The 2,252-nt window shown below is 53.5% G+C and carries 2 protein-coding genes; one reads left to right on the forward strand and one right to left on the reverse strand.

Going from position 1 to position 2,252, the window contains the following annotated elements; genetic code table 11:
* Nucleotides 1–206 precede the first annotated feature (206 nt).
* Entirely contained in the window at nucleotides 207–1,817 is a 1,611-nt protein-coding gene (locus ACESLM_RS30395; protein ID WP_372638454.1) for an FAD-dependent oxidoreductase, read from the forward strand.
* 178 nt (nucleotides 1,818–1,995) lie between these two features.
* On the opposite strand, the gene ACESLM_RS30400 is transcribed toward ACESLM_RS30395, so the two are convergent.
* Nucleotides 1,996–2,252 (reverse strand): hypothetical protein (locus ACESLM_RS30400; protein WP_372638456.1); only part of this gene is annotated, 257 nt, incomplete at its 5' end.

Genomic DNA, 2,252 nt, shown 5'->3' on the forward strand with positions numbered 1-2,252 from the left:
TTTACCCATGGCTTGTTCCACATCATCTTCCACTCTCCCATGATTTGATTATGTAGGAAGCCTTCGCGAAGTTTCCTTGCCCTGCTGCTTACAGGTTTCGGGGGACGAGTCCGGTTTTGGGGGGTTAGAAAAAAAATGATTTTTGGCAGCGAACATGATAGACTGAGAAGGATGCGTTCATCTATGTAGGGGGTTAACAAGCAACCATGAAAAAAGGCACGTTGTATGCAATTCTGATCGTTCTTGCGGTTGTACTCGGGGTTGGCGGATGGGTGTTGCTATCAGGCTCCCAGGAAGCGGCTCCGAACCAGGCTCCAGCACCTGCAGCCAAACCTGAGCCTGAGACTAAGGTGCAGCATCCGGCCGCACCGGCAGAACCGCCCAAGCCGGTTATTCCGGAGGAAAAGGTCGATATCGTGCTTGTCGGCAGCGAGATGGAGGGGATGTATCTCGCACGGGCGGCGGCGGATGAGGGGCTGAAGGTGGTCATCATTGATCCGGCGGAAGGCGTCGGCGGGCAGCTGCTCCAGGCGGAAATGCTTTTTCTGGATGAAACGAAGGATGATGCGGGGCGGAGTCTTGTACAGGGCCGCGTGAAGGAGCTGTTCGACGGCTTCAAAGCCGGATCGATCCGCAAAACAAGCGAATATGAGAAGTATTTTGCCGATAAGTTGGCGAAGGGGATTCCCATTGAATCCGGGGTAAAAATCGACAAGGTGGAAACCGCCCCGGGCACGAACGGCAAGGAGAAGGTCGTATCCGTCGTTTACACGGGCAAGGACGGCAAGCCGAAGAAGCTGACCGCCTCCCATTGGGTGGAAAATACGGACCATGCCGCTCTTGCTTCGAAGCTGAAGACGGTTCGCCTGCCGGGCCTTGAGAGTGTGTATGGCCTGCCGACCATTGAATACATGGCATCCGGCTATATGATGAAGTTTAAGAATATCGATTGGAACCGGTTCGTGACTCATTTTAACAGCTTGTCCGACCGGGACCGGGCGAATTTGTACGGGGTCGCCTACGTGAACGATTCGTTCGCGATCGCACTGACCGACATGGTGCGCAAATATACGGCTTCGGACGAGCTGGTGTTCCTGCGCGGCTTGAACGCCGTATACCAGCGGGACGGCGAGGTGCTGATCAACGCGCTGCTCGTGTACGATGTCGACCCGTCCAAGCCGGAATCGGTCAAGGTTGCGCTCGAGCGTGTCCGCAAGGAGCTGCCGATGATTCGGGATCACTTCCGCAAGCATATTGTCGGTTGGGAAAAGGCAGAGATCAACGGCTATCCGAATCACCTGTATGTGAGAGAATACAATCATTACGAGACGGATCATGTCCTGCAGGTATCCGACGCGCTCGGCGGCAAGATGTTCTGGGACAACGTCAGCATCGCGGGTTATCCGCTTGATTTGCAGGGAACGAAGTCGGTCAAGTGGGGTATCGAGATGGGGCGCCCGGATAAATACGGCATGCCTCTGCGAAGCTTTCTGCTGAAGTCGTACGACAACGTCATTATGGCCGGAAAGAATGTCGGCGCTTCCGCCGTCGCCTACGGCAGCGCACGAATTCAGCCGAATACGGCGCTCGCGGCCGAGTCGATCGGCGTGCTGATTAAGCAGCTTGGCGGCGCCAAGACGCTGGCCCAGGTCGATGAAGCCGACATGAAGCAGCTTCACGCCACACTTGCCTCCAAGTACAATATTCGACTGACAGGCGTTACCGGAGCGAACAAAATCTCCGGCTGGTCCGAAGCCGAGATTGCGAAGCTGAACGAGGGCAGCATCTCGTATCCGGCATACGTGCGAACGCGCTGACGGACATGCCCTGCTGATGTCAAGCTGGGAATCCGTTTAAGTGTTAGACTAAGCCTGGAAATAGAAGCAGCGGCAGCCAAGGACAAGAAGCTATTGTCCTAGACTGTCGCTGCATTTTTGTTCAACGAACCTCTCCGTCACAACAACTCTCGATCCTCTCCTGAACTTGTACGATTTATCATACAAGATCCAGTTCCACGGCCTCTTTTCGAACCATTTTATACGTTTTATCGTACAAATTCTCCCTACTTGAGGTCAGATCCTGAGTTTTTGTATGAGGAATCATACAAACCCCTCTGTTTGAGCGATATATACCCGTCACTTTGTATGAGGAATCGTACAAACCTACCCCGCTCGGTTTTTTCGGCGTCCATGTATAAACTTTCCTAAATCCGTCCATTCTATTTCTATCACTACTTACTTGTTGATAGGAAA

This window comes from Cohnella sp., assembly GCF_041641335.1.
GTDB lineage: Bacteria > Bacillota > Bacilli > Paenibacillales > Paenibacillaceae > Cohnella.

Excerpts from the sequence above, each read along its gene's own strand:
- ACESLM_RS30395 (WP_372638454.1), top strand. The coding sequence starts at position 207 with ATGAAAAAAGGCACGTTGTATGCAATTCTGATCGTTCTTGCGGTTGTA.